Annotated in this window: 10 protein-coding genes; 9 read left to right on the top strand and 1 reads right to left on the bottom strand. The window is 64.4% G+C overall.

What is annotated here, in order from left to right; genetic code table 11:
- The 3 genes from ACJRPG_RS16065 (at position 1) to ACJRPG_RS16055 (ending at position 5,620) form a co-directional block, all read left to right on the top strand.
- Positions 1 to 1,362, top strand: a complete 1,362-nt coding sequence (locus ACJRPG_RS16065) for a TAXI family TRAP transporter solute-binding subunit (protein WP_408001101.1) — start codon at positions 1 to 3, stop codon at positions 1,360 to 1,362.
- Positions 1,363 to 1,536: 174 nt separating this feature from the next.
- Complete coding sequence (locus ACJRPG_RS16060) at positions 1,537 to 4,029, top strand: TonB-dependent receptor plug domain-containing protein (RefSeq protein WP_408001100.1); 2,493 nt, start codon at positions 1,537 to 1,539, stop codon at positions 4,027 to 4,029.
- Between the two features lie 130 nt (positions 4,030 to 4,159).
- Positions 4,160 to 5,620 (top strand): sulfatase-like hydrolase/transferase, encoded by a 1,461-nt coding sequence (locus tag ACJRPG_RS16055; RefSeq protein WP_408001099.1) that lies wholly within the window; start codon positions 4,160 to 4,162, stop codon positions 5,618 to 5,620.
- Between the two features lies 1 nt (position 5,621).
- Here the strand turns inward: ACJRPG_RS16055 and ACJRPG_RS16050 are convergent, their stop codons facing one another.
- Entirely contained in the window at positions 5,622 to 6,080 is a 459-nt protein-coding gene (locus tag ACJRPG_RS16050) for a rhodanese-like domain-containing protein (protein WP_408001098.1), read from the bottom strand.
- A gap of 241 nt (positions 6,081 to 6,321) precedes the next feature.
- Between ACJRPG_RS16050 and glnA the strand changes: the two genes are divergently transcribed.
- From glnA to ACJRPG_RS16020, 6 genes are all read left to right on the top strand, one after another.
- Entirely contained in the window at positions 6,322 to 7,737 is a 1,416-nt protein-coding gene (gene glnA / locus ACJRPG_RS16045; RefSeq protein WP_408001097.1) for a type I glutamate--ammonia ligase, read from the top strand.
- A gap of 94 nt (positions 7,738 to 7,831) precedes the next feature.
- Positions 7,832 to 8,299 (top strand): DUF4124 domain-containing protein, encoded by a 468-nt coding sequence (locus ACJRPG_RS16040; protein ID WP_408001096.1) that lies wholly within the window; start codon positions 7,832 to 7,834, stop codon positions 8,297 to 8,299.
- Positions 8,296 to 9,390 (top strand): nitrogen regulation protein NR(II), encoded by a 1,095-nt coding sequence (gene glnL, locus ACJRPG_RS16035; RefSeq protein WP_408001095.1) that lies wholly within the window; start codon positions 8,296 to 8,298, stop codon positions 9,388 to 9,390. Before ACJRPG_RS16040 ends, glnL begins: the two co-directional genes overlap by 4 nt.
- A 61-nt stretch (positions 9,391 to 9,451) precedes the next feature.
- Positions 9,452 to 10,915 (top strand): nitrogen regulation protein NR(I), encoded by a 1,464-nt coding sequence (ntrC, locus tag ACJRPG_RS16030; protein WP_408001094.1) that lies wholly within the window; start codon positions 9,452 to 9,454, stop codon positions 10,913 to 10,915.
- A gap of 115 nt (positions 10,916 to 11,030) precedes the next feature.
- On the top strand, positions 11,031 to 11,996 hold the full coding sequence (corA, locus tag ACJRPG_RS16025) for a magnesium/cobalt transporter CorA (protein WP_408001093.1): 966 nt from the start codon (positions 11,031 to 11,033) through the stop codon (positions 11,994 to 11,996).
- A gap of 330 nt (positions 11,997 to 12,326) precedes the next feature.
- On the top strand, positions 12,327 to 15,407 hold the full coding sequence (locus tag ACJRPG_RS16020) for a TonB-dependent receptor (RefSeq protein WP_408001092.1): 3,081 nt from the start codon (positions 12,327 to 12,329) through the stop codon (positions 15,405 to 15,407).
- Positions 15,408 to 15,539: the final 132 nt, after the last annotated feature.

Raw genomic sequence — 15,539 nt, 5'->3', positions numbered from 1 at the left:
ATGAAACCCGTACGCCACCACGTCACACGCATCTTAAAGTTCACGCGCTTCTCGTTCAGCGACCTGATAGCCAGCGCGGCGCCAACCTTCCTGTTGATCGCCGCGCTGTGCGTCGCCGCCTACCTGATCGTCGATCCGGCGCCGCCGCGCCGCGTCACCCTCGGCACCGGGCAGGAGAACAGCGCCTATGACCGCATCGGCCGGAAGTACGCCCAGGAGCTGGGCAAGCATGGCATTGCCGTTGCGCTCAAAGGCTCGCACGGCTCGCGCGAAAACCTGCGCCTGCTGAACGAAGGGAAGGTCGATATCGCCTTCGTGCAAAGCGGCACCACCGACCAGGCGGAAGCCGAGCGGCGCGGCCTGGTTTCGCTGGGCAGCCTGTTCACGGAACCGCTGTGGCTTTTCCTGCGCGAACACAAGGGCAAGCCGCCCATCACCCAGCTCACGCAGCTGAAGGGCATGAGGATCAATATCGGCGCCAGGGGCAGCGGGGCGCCGCGCCTGTTCCGCCAGGTGCTGGAAGTGAATGGCCTGGATGTAAAAGAGATCCAGGCCTCCCAGCTGGACAACACGCCGGCCACCGTCGAGCTGATCGAAGGCCGCGTCGACGGCATCGTGTTTGCCGCGGCGCCGGACGACCCGCTGATCCAGATGCTGCTGGCCACGCCCGGCATGGCGCTGTTCGATTTCGCGCAGGCCGAGGCCTATACGCGCCGCCTGCCTTTCCTCACGCATGTGACGCTGCCGCGCGGCATCGTGGACCTGGGCCGCGACCTGCCGGCGCGCGACTATCACCTGATTGCGCCCACCGCCACGCTGGTGGCGCGCGAAGACCTGCACCCGGCCCTGGTCGATCTCTTCGTGCAGGCGGCGGCGCGCATCCACAGCGGGGCAGGGTGGTTCCAGCAGCAGGGGCAGTTCCCTTCGCCGCGCTTCAGCGAGATTCCGGTGGCGCCGGAAGCGGCCAAGTTCTACAAGGACGGGCCGCCTTTCCTGCAGCGCTACATGAACTTCTGGCTGGCCAATTTCTTCGACCGCATGTGGGTGGTGGTGGTGGCGCTGGGCGCGCTGATCCTGCCGCTGTCGCGCGTGGTGCCGCCCCTGTATGTGTGGCGCATCCGCTCGCGCATCTACCGCTGGTACGGCCAGCTGCGCGCGGTGGAACAGGCGCTGGAAGCGGCGCCGCCGGAGCGCCGCGAGGAGGTCAGCAAGGCCCAGCTGGAACGCCTGAACGATATCGAACAGCGCGTGAACCAGATCTCGATCCCCTTGTCCTTTGCGGACGACCTGTATGGCCTGCGCAGCCATATCAACTTCGTGCGGCAGCGAGTCATCGGACAAGTAAGTAGTAGTACGGACTGAACTTTATTGGTAAAACGAAACAATGTTGTTTCTTTCCCCAATTGGTGAAATTCGATCCCGAATTAATTGACAGGCGAGCAGGCTCATCACTACATTAAATTAGGCCTTGCGCAGCAAGACCGAATAAGCCCCATCGTTCGATCAAGCCTCAAAAATAATTCGAAGGGATCCACAATGCAGAGTACGAGAAAACCAAACAAGAGCCTCCTGGCGGCCACCATTGCTTCGCTGTTCGCCGGCGCGGCATTCGCCCAAACCCCAACCCAGGCAACGGAAGACAGCCAGGCCACCGTGGTGGTGACCGGCACCCGCGTTTCCAACCGCACCGTGCTCGATACGTCGGCGCCGGTGGACGTGATTTCTGCCGACACCATCAAGAACACCGGCGTGCCCGAGATCAGCCAGGCGCTGTCCGTGGCGCTGCCATCGCTGAATTTCCCGCGTCCCGGCCTGGCGGACGGCACCGACACCATCCGTCCCGCCACCTTGCGCGGCCTGGCGCCGGACCAGACCCTGGTGCTGGTGAATTCCAAGCGCCGCCACACCTCCTCGCTGATCAACCTGAACGGCACCATCGGCCGCGGTTCGGCGGCAGTGGACATGAACACCATCCCGACGGCGATGGTGAAGAACATTGAAGTGCTGCGCGACGGCGCATCGGCCCAATACGGCTCGGACGCGATTGCGGGCGTGGTCAATATCCGCCTGCGCACCGACCGCAGCGGCGGCGAGGCGACCGCGAGCTATGGCGCCCGCATCACCGAATACGAATTCGCCGTGGCGCCGCCGCCGGCAGGCGCCAACTGGGCTGCCGGCCCGACCTCGCGCGAACGCACCGACGGCCAGACCGGCACCGTCAGCCTGTGGAAAGGCCTGCCATGGGGCGAATCCGGCCATGTGACCATCGCCGCCGAATACAAGGACCAGGCGCACACGGAGCGCAGCGGCTACGACATGCGCCAGCAATACCCGCTGGTGAGCGGCGCCTTCGATCCGCGCGAAGCCACCATCAACCGTTTCAACGCCTGGTACGGCGAGCCGGAGATGAAGCAGTCCACGCTGTTCGTCAATGCGGGCAATAACCTTGGCGACGGCGTGAAGCTGTATGCCTGGAGCAGCTACCAGAAGCGCGAAGCGAAATCGGGCGGCTTCTTCCGCCGCGCGCTGCAGGACAACAACACCATCCAGATCTATCCGAACGGCTTCCTGCCCATCATCTCGCCGGACGTGGACGACTACAGCGCGGCGGCAGGCGTGACCTGGATGCTGGGCGGCTGGGACATGGACACCTCGCTCAGCTACGGCAAGAACGAGATGGCCTACACCATCGAGAACACGCTGAACCGCTCGATCGGCCCATCGTCCAAAACCAGCTTCGATGCGGGCGGCTACTCCTACGACCAGCTGACCTTCAACCTGTCCGGCGTGCGCCAGTTCGACGTGGGCCTGGCCTCCGACCTGAACGTGGCGCTGGGCGCCGAGGCGCGCCGCGAAGGCTACAAGCTGTGGGCCGGCGAGCCGGATTCCTACCGCAATGGCGGCGTGCTGCTGCCAAGCGGCGCACCCACCGCATCGGGGTCGCAGGTGTTCCCGGGCTTCCGCCCGAGCGATGCATCGAACAGCCACCGTACCGCGCTCAGTATCTTCGCCGACTTCGAAGCGAACCTGACGCAGAACTTCCTCGGCTCCTTCGCGGTGCGCGGCGAGCACTACTCGGACTTCGGCAACAACTGGTCCGGCAAGCTGGCAGGCCGCTACAACTTCACCAAGGACTTCGCGCTGCGTGGTTCGGTGCAGAACGGCTTCCGCGCGCCATCGATGCAGCAGCAGAACTTCACCTCGACGTCGACCAACTTCATCAACGGCATCCCTTACGACATCACCACCTTCAAGCCTGCCGACCCGGCCGCGATTGCGCTGGGCGCGAAGCCGCTGGAAGCCGAGAAGTCCACCAACTACTCCTTCGGCGCGGTGATGAAGCTGGGCCGCGGCAGCCTCACGGTGGACGGCTACAAGATCAAGATCCGCAACCGCATCGTGCTGTCGGAGAACCTGACGGCGGCCAATGTGCGCGACTACCTGACGGCGCGCGGCTTCATCGGCATTGGCGGCGGCCGCTTCTTCATCAACGGCGTGGATACCACGACGGATGGTGTGGATGTGGTGTTCAACCATCCGTTCTCGCTGGGCACGGCCGGCAAGCTGGATCTCACGCTGGCGGGCAACTACACCAAGACCGACGTGACCAAGGTACCGGCCACGGCGCAGCTGGCAGCCCTGAGCCCGGCGCCGATCCTGTTCGACCGCGTGAATGTGCTGACGTTCGAAGAAGGCACGCCGAAGACCAAGTTCAGCGCCAACCTGAACTGGTCGATGGGCGCCTGGGGCGCGACGGCACGCGCCACGCGCTACGGCAAGATCCTGACCCCGGCCTCGCCGGCGACGCTGGACCAGTGGGCATCGGCCAAGGTGCTGGTGGACCTGGAGGGCCGCTATGCGGTGAACAAGCAGCTGTCGCTGGCGCTGGGCGCGGATAACGTGTTCGACCAGTACCCTGATGCCTACACCACGGCGCAGAACACCACGGGCAACGCGCCGTTCTCCAACTACTCGCCGTTCGGCCGCTCCGGCCGCTACGTCTACGCCCGCGTCAACTACGCCTTCTAAGGCAGAACACTGACACCATAGGGCCAGACCCCATGGTGTCAGTGTTGATTTACAAGTGAACAACAGTACGATACAAAAAGCTGCGTATTAGAAACTTGTTCGATACACACGATTGAGATCATGGGCCCTCATGGGCCCACGATCTCTTTCTTTTTCCGGCAAACGCATCCTGCGCGGTGCGCTGTGCCTGCTGGCGATCTTCCTGTTCTGCCTGAGCTACTGGATCCACCGCTACTTCGGCCAGCTGGATGTCAACCAGATCGCCTATCACCTGAACTTCGGCGTCGATATCGTCCGCAGCTCCGATCCCGTTTTTACCAGGCGCTTTGTCCGCTGGTGCGTGCTGGCGCCCTGCATTTTCCTGGCACTGCTGCTTGCCGCCGAGCGCCGCCTGCTGGGCGCGCTGCTGCGGCAGCCGCGCGCATGGCGGCCGGCGCTGTGCCGTCTCTACCGGCAGCTGCCCAATGTGCTGCTGGCCGCCGCCGCCGGCTTCTGGCTGTGGGATGTCTCGGCCCTGAAATATGTGGGCGCCAATTTCGGGCCGGATTACTTCGGCGCGAACTATGTGCAGCCGGGCTCGGTCCAGCTGGCCGAAAGGGAGGCGAAGAACCTGATCCTCATTTATGTGGAGAGCCTGGAAACGGGCTATGCCGACCGCGCTGCCTTCGGCCGCGACCTGATTGCGCCGCTCACCGGCCTGCACGGCGCCAGCTTTGCCGCGTACGAGCAGGCGCCCGGCACCGGCTGGACCATTGCCGCCCTGGTCGCTACGCAGTGCGGGGTGCCGCTGGAGCGGGTCACAATTTTCGACGGCAATACGCAGGGGCAGATGATGGATTCCTTCCTGGGCAAGGCTGTCTGCCTGCCCGACCTGCTGGCGCAGCGCGGCTACCGCAATGTGTTCATGGGCGGTGCGTCGGCGCGCTTCGCGGGCAAGGACAAATTCCTGCGCCAGCACCACTACCATGAAGTCTACGGCAAGGACGAGTGGCTGCGGCGCGGCGCCAGCGAAAGCGCCATGAACGGCTGGGGCCTGTACGACGCCGACCTGTTCCGCGAGGCGCGGGCAAAGCTGCGCCAGCTGGCGGCCTCGAAGCAGCGCTTCAACCTGTCGCTGCTGACAGTGGATACCCACGAGCCGGGCGGCCCCCGGTCCGCGCATTGCGCGCGGGCCGGCTATGCGGCGGGCTTCGAGGGCATTGTGTCCTGCACGGCGGCCGAGGTGGCGGACTTCGTGCGCTTCGCGCGCGAGCAGGGCTACCTGGAGAACACCAATATCGTGATCATGGGCGACCACCTCGCGCGCAAGAACCCGCTGTCGGCGCAGCTGGAATCGCTGCCGCGCCGCGCCATCTTCAACCGCTTCATTGCGCGCGATGCGCCGGCGCCGGTGCGCGGCCAGCTGCTGCATTTCGACCTGCTGCCGACCATCCTGGAATTCGCCGGCTATGCGGTGCCGGGCGGCCGCCTCGGCCTCGGCTATAGCGGCTTCAGCCGCCATGCGCAGCCGCCGCCCGGCCGCCTGCGGGAGATGGAGCGCGACCTGCTGAACCGCTCGGACCAATACCTGGCCCTGTGGGCCCCCGACTGAATCAGGCGCCCAGCCAGGGCAGGCCGGCCTTGCACCAGCCGCCCACCGTCTTGCGGTGGCCCGCGCTGTCCTTGTCGCCTTCGAACCCTTCCAGGATGTCGTAGCAGCACGTGTAGCCGTGTTCCGTCGCCAGTTTCGCCGAGTGGCGCGAGCGCACGCCGGAACGGCACAGGAAGAGCAGCACCTCGTCCTTGCCCGCCACGGCCGCCAGCTGGGCCAGGAAATCGGGATTGGGGGCGCCGCCCGGCCAGGTGCTCCATTGCACGGCGGCATGCTGGGCTTCCGGAATTGTCACGCGGCCCACCCAGTCGCGCTCCGCATTGGTGCGCACGTCCACCAGCTTGATGGCGGGATCGGACTTCAACAGCTGGTACGCCTCGTCCGGTGTCACCGCGCCGGCATAGGGCAGGGTGGTGTCGCGCGTGCGGGCGCGTTCGAGAATTTGTTCCGGGGTCGCCATGTTTTCCGCTTTCGTCTTCGTTTATGATGGTCGCGCACCGCGGCGCACCAGTGTGATGCATTTTCACCATTTCAGTGCAAATGGATGAGATTGCACTAAATGAGTGCATGTGCAATCGTGGTGCGCGGGCTTTGCCCAAAGGATTTTAGCTCCGATGCCCGCTGGCATGGAACCTGCTTACTCAATCCGCGAGTTTTTGCCGCATTCCGGTGCGGCAGCCCTTTTCACTTAGGAGATATGCATGGCAATGACCGCCGAAGAAGTTCTGAAGATGGTAAAAGATAACGAAGTCAAATTCGTTGATTTCCGTTTTGCCGATACCCGTGGTAAAGAACAGCACGTTACCGTGCCTGTGTCCGCTTTTGACATCGACAAGTTCGAGTCCGGCCACGCCTTCGACGGCTCCTCGATCGCTGGCTGGAAGGGCATCGAAGCGTCCGACATGCTGCTGATCCCTGATCCGAACACCGCGAACATCGACCCGTTCATGGAAGAGACCACCCTGTTCATGCAGTGCGACGTGATCGAACCGTCGGACGGCAAGGGTTACGACCGCGATCCGCGCTCCATCGCCAAGCGCGCCGAAGCCTACCTCAAATCCTCCGGCCTGGGCGACACCGCCTACTTCGGCCCGGAGCCGGAATTCTTCATCTTCGACTCCGTGAAGTGGAAGATCGACATGTCCGGCGCCATGGTCAAGATCGACTCCGACGAAGCTTCCTGGTCGACCGACAAGGACATCGAAGGCGGCAACAGCGGCCATCGTCCAACCGTCAAGGGCGGCTACTTCCCTGTGCCTCCAGTCGATTCCTTCCAGGACATGCGCTCGGAAATGTGCCTGATCCTCGAATCGATGGGCATCCCGGTTGAAGTGCACCACCACGAAGTGGCGGGCGCCGGCCAGAACGAAATCGGCACCAAGTTCTCGACCCTGGTCGAGCGCGCCGACTGGACCCAGAACCTGAAATACATTGTGTGGAACGTGGCGCACAGCTACGGCAAAACCGCTACCTTCATGCCGAAGCCTATCGTTGGCGACAACGGCTCGGGCATGCACGTGCACCAGTCGATCTGGAAAGACGGCAAGAACCTGTTCGCCGGCGACGGCTATGCCGGCCTGTCCGACTTCGCGCTGTACTACATCGGCGGCATCATCAAGCACGCCAAGGCCCTGAACGCGATCACCAACCCCGGCACCAACTCCTACAAGCGCCTGGTGCCAGGCTTCGAAGCACCGGTGAAACTGGCGTACTCGGCCCGTAACCGTTCCGCTTCGATCCGTATTCCGCACGTGGCCAATCCCAAAGGCCGCCGTATCGAAACCCGCTTCCCGGACCCGCTGGCCAACCCATACCTGTGCTTCGCCGCGCTGATGATGGCCGGCCTGGACGGCGTGCAGAACAAGATCCACCCGGGCGAAGCCGCGTCGAAAGACCTGTACCACCTGCCGCCGGAAGAAGACGCGCTGATCCCGACCGTCTGCGCTTCGCTGGAAGAGGCCCTGGATGCGCTGAACAAGGACCGCGAGTTCCTGACCCGCGGCGGCGTGTTCACCGACACCATGATCGACGCCTACATCGAGCTGAAGATGAGCGAAGTCACCCGCATGCGCATGACCACGCATCCGGTTGAGTTCGACATGTACTACTCGCTGTAAGAGCGGTGCAGCCGGTTCCCGAGCCGGCGCAAAACGGCGCGAGGCGAGCCAGTGCTTTCCTCGCGTTTTTTTTCGAATGTTGTATAGTCGGGGCATGAAAAAACGCATTCTTGTACTGGCGCTGGCGGCCGGTTCGGCCCAGGCGCAGATCTATCGTTGTGTGGATGCCAACGGGCACAAGGAGTACACGGACAGCCGCAAGGGCAGCCACTGTGTACTGCTGGATGTGCCGGGCGCGATCGCGGCGCCGGCTGCGCGCAGTGCGCCGCCGAAGGCCAGGCCGCAGGTGCCGGCCGCCGCGTCGCAGTTCCCGCGCATCGATAACGCCGAGCAGAAGGCGCGCGATGCGGACCGGCGCGCCATCCTCACCGAGGAGCTGAACGCAGAGATGAAGAAGCTGGCGGAACTGAAGGTGGAGTTCAATAACGGCGAGCCGGAACGGCGCGGCGATGAACGCAACTACGCCAAGTACCAGGAGCGCGTGGCCACGCTGCGCGACAGCATCTCCCGCTCGGAGAAGAATGTGGAAGCCCTGCGCAGGGAAATCGCAAACATACGATGACCAGAGTGAGCAATTTTGCGGAGCCGCGCCTGCCGTCCATGGCCGGGCTGGACCTGCTGGCCTCCGCCGTGCTGCTGATCGACGGCAGCAACCATATCGTTTACGCCAACGCGGCGGCCGAGAACCTGCTGGAAAGCTCGCTGAAGGCCATGTCGCGCCAGACGCTGGGCGACCTGTTCATCAATGCGGCCGAGCTGGACAACATCACGGCCCAGGCCCGCGCCCACCAGTTCTCCGACCTGCGCCAGGAACTGACGCTGGAGCGGCTGGGGCGCGATGCGCTGCAGGTGCACACCATCGTCAGCGCGCTGGACGAGCCTCCCGGCGGCGTGCTGGTCGAGCTGCGCGAAACGGTGCAGCAGATGAAGCTGGACCGCGAGGAGCGCCTGCTGGACCAGAGCCAGGTGAACAAGGAGCTGATCCGCAACCTGGCGCATGAAATCAAGAATCCGCTGGGCGGCATCCGCGGCGCGGCCCAGCTGCTGGAAATGGAGCTGCCGCCGCTGCACCTGGGCCAGCTGCGCGAGTACACCCAGGTCATCATCAAGGAGGCGGACCGCCTGCAGACGCTGGTGGACCGCCTGCTGGCGCCGCACCGCCGCCCGCATATCGTGGGCGATGTGAATATCCACGAAGTGCTGGAGCGCGTGCGCAGCCTGATGATGGCCGAATTCCCCAGCGGCCTGGCCATCCTGCGCGATTACGACGCCTCGCTGCCCGAGTTCCGCGGCGACAAGGAACAGCTGATCCAGACCGTGCTGAACATCGCGCACAACGCGGCGCAGGCGCTGGCCGGGCGCATCGAAGCGGGCGATGCGCAGATCACGTTCAAGACACGGGTCGCGCGCCAGGTCACGCTGGCGAAGGTCCGTTACAACCTGGCATTAGATTTGCATATCATCGACAATGGACCGGGCATTTCGCCGCAGATCCGCGACCGCATCTTCTATCCGCTGGTATCCGGGCGGGAAGGAGGCAGCGGCCTCGGCCTGACTTTGGCGCAGACCTTCGTGCACCAGCACCTGGGCGTCATCGAATGCGAAAGCCGGCCTGGATACACGGACTTCCGGATCCTGCTGCCCCTGCCATAAGCGGGTGCCGCGCCGGCCGCTATCCCTGATTAAAGATCCATATTGCGGAACCACACAACACATGAAGCCAATCTGGATAGTTGACGACGATGAATCGATCCGCTGGGTACTGGAAAAAGCATTAGCGCGGGAAAACCTCGCCACCCGCAGTTTTGCCAATGCGCGCGACGCGATCGCCGCGCTGGAGCACGAGACGCCGCAGGTGCTCGTCTCCGACATCCGCATGCCGGGCGATTCCGGCCTCGACCTGCTGCAGCTGGTCAAGCAACGCCATCCCGGCCTGCCGGTCATTATCATCACCGCCTTCTCCGACCTCGATTCGGCCGTGGCCGCCTTCCAGGGCGGGGCCTTCGAATACCTGGCCAAGCCCTTCGATATCGACAAGGCCGTGGAGCTGATCCGGCGCGCGCTGGACGAGAGCCTGCGCGAAGCCAGCGTGGAATCGGGGCCGGCCGAAACCCCGGAAATCCTGGGCCAGGCGCCCGCCATGCAGGAGGTGTTCCGCGCCATTGGCCGCCTGTCGCAGTCGAATGTCACGGTGCTGATCACGGGCGAGTCGGGCACCGGCAAGGAGCTGGTGGCGCGCGCCCTGCACAAGCACAGCCCGCGCGCCGCCCAGCCCTTCATCGCGCTGAACACGGCGGCGATTCCCAAGGACCTGCTGGAGTCCGAGCTGTTCGGCCATGAGCGCGGCGCCTTCACCGGCGCCCAGGCCACGCGGCGCGGCCGTTTCGAGCAGGCCGAGAACGGCACGCTGTTCCTCGACGAAATCGGCGACATGCCCTTCGACCTGCAGACCCGCCTGCTGCGCGTGCTGTCGGACGGCCACTTCTACCGCGTGGGCGGGCACCAGCCGCTGAAGGCCAATGTGCGCGTGATCACGGCCACCCACCAGAACCTGGAGCAGCGCGTGCGCGACGGCCTGTTCCGCGAGGACTTGTACCACCGCCTGAACGTGATCCGCCTGCGCCTGCCCAGTTTGAGGGAGCGGCGCGAGGATATCCCCATTCTGGTGCGCCACTTCCTGGTGCAGAGCGCCAAGCAGCTGGGCGTGGAGGCCAAGCGCATGAGCGACGCCACCATCGCCTTCCTGCAGAGCCTGGACCTGCCGGGCAATGTGCGCCAGCTGGAGAACCTGTGCAACTGGATCACGGTGATGGCGCCGGGCCAGACGGTGGAGGTCAAGGACCTGCCGCTGGAACTGAGCGAAGGGCAGGGCAGCACGGTCCCGGCGGCCGAGCAGGCGCTGCCGCAGCACCACGGCACCGTCATCAGCGCGCCGGCCGCGGCCGCGCCGGATGGCTGGCTCAGCCTGCTCGAACTGCAGGCGGCCAGCATGCTGGCCGCCGGGCAGCAGGAGGTGATGGATGTGCTGGGGCGGCAGTTCGAGTCCTCGCTGATCCGCACCGCGCTCAAGTTCACGCATGGCCGCAAGAACGATGCGGCGGTGCGCCTGGGCATCGGCCGCAACACCATCACGCGCAAGATCGCGGAACTGGGCATCGACGGCGCCAAGGAAGATTAGCCGTCGTTCCCGCGCAGGCGGAAACCCAGGGGCGACACAGCATACTCCTGGGGCGCCTGCGCGGTGGCGACCTCGGTGGTAAGCTTCGGGCAGGAAATTGTCCGGAGCTTTTTTTATGCTGATTAATTGCGTCGCTTACCAGGATGGCCGCAAGCTGGCGGATGTGCCGGTGGCCGACATCAGCGACTACGTGTCGCGTCCCGACGCCTTCGTATGGGTGGCCTTGCGCGATGCGCTGCCCGAAGAGCTGGCCGTGATGCAGGAAGAATTCGGCCTGCACGAGCTGGCCGTGGAAGACGCCCAGCGCGGCCACCAGCGCCCCAAGATCGAGGAATACGGCGACTCGCTGTTCGTGGTGGTGAAGACCGTGGAACTGCTGGACGACGAGCTGCAGGTGGGCGAGGTCGATGTCTTCGTCGGCAAGAATTATGTGCTGTCCTCGCGCCAGAACAGCAGCCAGGGTTTCCTCGGCGTGCGGGCGCGCGCCGAGCGCGAGCCGGAACTGCTGCGGCAGGGCTCGTCCTTCGTGCTGTATGCGCTGATGGATGCCGTGGTGGACCGCTATTTCCCGGTCGTCGACGCCTTCGAATCGGAGCTGGAACAGATCGAGGAGCGCATCTTCATCCAGGGTTCGCAGCGCGCCAATATCGAGCGCCTGTACGATCTGAAACGCAAGGTGATGACCCTGCGCCACGCCGTGGCGCCGCTGCTCGATGCGATCGGCAAGCTGCATGGCGGCCGCGTGCCGGCGATCTGCGCCAATACCCAGGAATACTTCCGCGACGTGCACGACCACCTGCACCGCATCAACGGCACCCTGGATACCATGCGCGACACCATCGGCACCGCGATCCAGGTCAACCTGTCCATGGTGGCGCTGGAAGAGGGCGAAGTGAACAAGCGGCTGGCGGCCTGGGCCGCCATCTTCGCCGTGCTGACGGCCTTTGCCGGCATCTGGGGCATGAACTTCAAATCCATGCCGGAACTGGACTGGCGCTTCGGCTATCCGCTGGCGCTGGCCACCATGTTCGGCACCAGTTTCTACCTGTACCGGCGTTTCCGGCGTGCCGGATGGCTCTGATTTTGCCAATCTGTTGCAGCTTCACAGAGTAAGACATCTTTTCGACAATTTTGTGACAAATATGCGCCCACACGTGGGCCATGCGCGGTGTGCCGGTTAGTGCGTAAACCGGCCTGCGCGCGTCTGTCACCGATGTGTCACCGCCTTGCTGCCAAAGGGGCGCCGCGGCACTGGCGCCGCGTTGACGCTGCTCCTTCTCCCATGATTTTATTGCCCGCTTGAACACGTCGGAATCACCGGCGATGTGTTCGATATGTGACGTTCCGTGCTCCTGGCTGCCGCGACCCGGCAGGCAGGAGAGCGTTCAATCCAATGATCGGGAAAAAAAATATGTTGAATAAAAAAGTCTTGGTGCGGGCCGTGCAGCTCGCATTGGCCGGCGCCATCAGCACCGCCATGATGGAGCCGGCACTGGCGCAATCGAATGCCACCGGCAATATCGTCGGCAAGCTGGCTTCCGGCGCCGGCAGTTCCATCAGCGTGGTCGGCCTGGACAACGGCCTCAAGCGCACCATCGCACCGGAGGCCGACGGCAGCTTCCGCGTGACCTCCCTGCCGGTCGGCAACTACAAAGTCACCCTGATGCAGAACGGCGCCCAGGTCAGCACGCAGAACGTGGAAGTGCGCATCGGCCAGGAAGCGGAAGTCGCGCTGGCGCTGCAGACCGTGACCGTGTCGCAGCGCCGCAAGACCATCGACATGGGCGCCTCGAATTCCGGCTCCTCCTTCAATGCGCGCGAACTGGCGGCCCTGCCGCTGGCGCCGGAAGTGGCCAATGTGGTGCAGCTGGCCGGCGGCACCACCCGCGCCGACTCGCGCTACGGCAATAACGCGGCCAGCTTCGGCGGCTCCAGCGCCTCCGAGAACGCGGCCTATATCAACGGCTTCCCCGTCACCAACAGCCTGTACCAGGTGGGCTACTCCTCGCTGCCTTTCGGCTCCATCGGCGAGGCCCAGATCATCACCGGCGGCTACGGCGCCGAGTTCGGCCGCTCCACCGGCGGCGTGGTCAACATCACCACCAAGAGCGGCAACAATACCTGGGAAATGGGCGTGGGCGCCAGCTGGGCGCCGAACTCGCTGCGCGCCTCGCCGCGCAACATCATGTACCCGATGACCGGGGCGCCGATCAACGCCAACACCGACGGCAAGATCAACATCTACAAGGCCGGCGATGTGCTGGACGAGAAGATGTACAACGCCTATATCAGCGGCCCGATCATCAAGGACCGCCTCTTCGTCTACCTGGCCGGCGAATATAACGATGTGCACCGCGAAGGCGCCCGCCTGGCCGCCAGCAGCACCGTGGCCAACCAGACCGGCTGGGGCGTGCAGGAGCAGCGCGTGCCGCGCTACCTGGCGAAAGTGGACTGGAACATTACCGACAACCACCGCCTCGAATACACCCGCATTGCCGACACGGCGAAGCTGGACGAGAAGTACTACGGCCTGGATTACAACACCCTGAAGCACAACAATGTGGTGGCCGGCGGCGCCACCTACCGCAACTACGCGTCCGGCGTGCTGGGCCTGTCCAGTACCGGCGCGGCGCTGGCGGCGCCGCAGGGCGCGAACGTGAATATCTTCAAGTACACCGGCTACATCACCGACGACCTGACCGTGCAGGCGCTGGTGGGCAAGGCGCGTACCGAACGCGTGCAGGTCCCGCTGGGCTATGTGCCTGGCCTGCGCCCGATTTCGGCCGCCGCCGCCAACCGCGTGCCGGGCCTGAACTACACGCCAAGCCAGGTGCAGGGCTTCGCCGACCAGCTGCTGCGCGACGACGCGCATGACGAGAACAAGGGCCACCGCCTGGACGTCGAATACAAGCTGGGCAAGCAGCACACCCTGCGCGCCGGCCTCGACCGCAACAAGATCACGGCGCTGAACGGCACCGAATCCGCCGGCGGCGGCTCCTGGACCTATCTGCGCGTGACCGATCCGAACCAGGTGCTGTCCGGCCACAACATCTCGCCGGCCGCGGGCGGCGGCTACGGTACGCAAGGCTACTATGTGCAGGAGAACATCCAGCGCGGCGGCTCCACGCCGGCCGTGGACCAGTCGGCCCAGTACATCGAAGACCGCTACCAGGTCAACGACAACCTGGTGGTCACGCTGGGCCTGCGCAACGAGGCCTTCAAGAACTTCAACGGCGCCGGCGAAGTGTTCGTCGAGCAGAAGGACATGCTGGCGCCGCGCCTGAACGTGGCCTGGAATGTGTACGGCGACGGCACGCTGAAAGTGTTCGGTACCGCAGGCCGCTACTTCATGCAGCTGCCGGCCAATATGGCAGTGCGCTTCGCCGGCGCGGCGCTGAACACCGACCGCTTCTACACCTATACCGGCGTGGATGCGGCCACCGGCGCGCCGACCGGCCTGAACCCGATCAGCAATGTGCTGTCCGCAAACAACGAGTTCGGCCAGGAGAAGATCGCCAAGCAGCTGGCGGCGGAAGGCCTGAAAGCGCACTATCAGGACGAGATCAACCTCGGCTTCGAAAAAGCGCTGACGCCCGACTACAACGGCGGCGTGAAGCTGACCTACCGTACCCTGCGCAACAGTATCGACGACTTCTCCGATCCGCGCGCCATCATGCGCAAGCTGAGCGCTTCGGAAGCGGAATACTTCCAGAGCGTGTGGACCGGCGCGCTGTTCAATCCGGGCAAGGACAACACCTTCCTGGTGCCGGTCGGCCCGAACGGCCAGTCGCGCTCCGTGCACGTGACGGCGGCGGAACTGGGCTTCCCGGACGACGTGAAGCGTACCTATACGGCGCTGGAATTCATGCTGGAGCACCCGCTGCGTAATGGCTGGTACGGCAAGGTGAACTACACCTGGTCGCGCAGCTACGGCAACCAGGAAGGCCAGACCAAGTCGGACAATGCCCAGCCAGACGTGGGCTTCACTTCCGGCTGGGACTTCCCGGAAACCATGATCAACGCCGTGGGCCTGCTGCCGAATGACCGCAAGCATCAGCTGAAAGCCTACGGCTACTACGAGCTGAACAGGGAATTCGCGGTAGGCGGCAACCTGCTGGTGGCGAGCGGCCGTCCGAAATCGCGGACCTGCAATATTCCTGCGGCGATGGACCAGGAAGGCCTGGGCCTGTTCCAGTACGGTCCGGTGTTCTTCCTGTGCCCGGATGGCCAGAATGGCCGTGGCGCCCTGGGCCGCCTGCCGACCGAGTCGCGCATCGACCTGAACCTGACATACAAGCCGGCTTTCCTGAGCGGCACCATGTTCAAGGTCGACGTGCTGAACGTGACCAACCAGCAGGTGGTGCAGCGTATCAACGAAGGCTATAACGTCAGCCGTGCCGGCACCACGGTGAGCCCGACCGCCCTGCAGGAAGCGGCGTATTCCACGCCACGCAGCGTGCGCCTGACGGCCCAGTACAACTACAAGTTCTGAGCTGCGGCAGCCCCATGAAAAACGCCGGCGCAATGAACTGACCCCGTAAAGTTGGACGGTTAGTTTGCCTAAGCGGCCAAGGGCTGGGTTCTGTATTGCACAGGACTCAGCCCTTTTAGTTTGAGCTTGATG

Source organism: Pseudoduganella rhizocola (genome assembly GCF_045984285.3).
GTDB lineage: Bacteria > Pseudomonadota > Gammaproteobacteria > Burkholderiales > Burkholderiaceae_D > Rugamonas.
The sequence above is the reverse complement of the archived record's forward strand: the minus strand, read 5'-3'. Positions and strand labels throughout refer to the sequence as shown.

Excerpts from the sequence above, each read along its gene's own strand:
- ACJRPG_RS16065 (WP_408001101.1), top strand. The coding sequence starts at position 1 with ATGAAACCCGTACGCCACCACGTCACACGCATCTTAAAGTTCACGCGC.
- ACJRPG_RS16060 (WP_408001100.1), top strand. The coding sequence starts at position 1,537 with ATGCAGAGTACGAGAAAACCAAACAAGAGCCTCCTGGCGGCCACCATT.
- ACJRPG_RS16055 (WP_408001099.1), top strand. The coding sequence starts at position 4,160 with ATGGGCCCACGATCTCTTTCTTTTTCCGGCAAACGCATCCTGCGCGGT.
- ACJRPG_RS16050 (WP_408001098.1), bottom strand. The coding sequence starts at position 6,080 with ATGGCGACCCCGGAACAAATTCTCGAACGCGCCCGCACGCGCGACACC.
- glnA (WP_408001097.1), top strand. The coding sequence starts at position 6,322 with ATGGCAATGACCGCCGAAGAAGTTCTGAAGATGGTAAAAGATAACGAA.
- ACJRPG_RS16040 (WP_408001096.1), top strand. The coding sequence starts at position 7,832 with ATGAAAAAACGCATTCTTGTACTGGCGCTGGCGGCCGGTTCGGCCCAG.
- glnL (WP_408001095.1), top strand. The coding sequence starts at position 8,296 with ATGACCAGAGTGAGCAATTTTGCGGAGCCGCGCCTGCCGTCCATGGCC.
- ntrC (WP_408001094.1), top strand. The coding sequence starts at position 9,452 with ATGAAGCCAATCTGGATAGTTGACGACGATGAATCGATCCGCTGGGTA.
- corA (WP_408001093.1), top strand. The coding sequence starts at position 11,031 with ATGCTGATTAATTGCGTCGCTTACCAGGATGGCCGCAAGCTGGCGGAT.
- ACJRPG_RS16020 (WP_408001092.1), top strand. The coding sequence starts at position 12,327 with ATGTTGAATAAAAAAGTCTTGGTGCGGGCCGTGCAGCTCGCATTGGCC.